A 378-nucleotide genomic window follows, 5' to 3' on the forward strand; every position below is an offset into this window, starting at 1 on the left:
TCCTAGAACAGGTAAAACAGAGCTTATGAAAGAATTAGCAGCGGCTATTGCTAAAAATCATCCTGATATGCATTTAATAGTTTTACTAGTTGATGAAAGACCTGAAGAAGTAAGTGATATGCAAAGATGTGTAAAAGGAGAAGTTTTTAGTTCTACTTTTGATTTACCTGCTTATAATCATGTGCGTGTAGCAAAACTTGTTATAGAAAAAGCTAAAAGAATGGTTGAAATGGCTAAAGATGTGATTATTTTACTTGATAGCATCACAAGACTTGCAAGAGCTTATAATACTGCAACTCCTAGTTCGGTAAAAGTTTGAAGTGGAGGGGTTGATGCTAATGCCCTACCCAAACCAAAACGTTTTCTTGGAGCGGGTGG

1 pseudogene is annotated in these 378 nt (G+C 36.0%); it reads left to right on the forward strand.

Annotated features, from left to right (window positions below):
• Positions 1-316: pseudogene (locus DU473_RS08200) on the forward strand (transcription termination factor Rho); the annotation flags it as partial.
• Positions 317-378: the final 62 nt, after the last annotated feature.

It is taken from the genome of Campylobacter novaezeelandiae (assembly GCF_004323845.1).
In the GTDB taxonomy this organism is placed as follows: Bacteria; Campylobacterota; Campylobacteria; order Campylobacterales; family Campylobacteraceae; genus Campylobacter_D; species Campylobacter_D novaezeelandiae.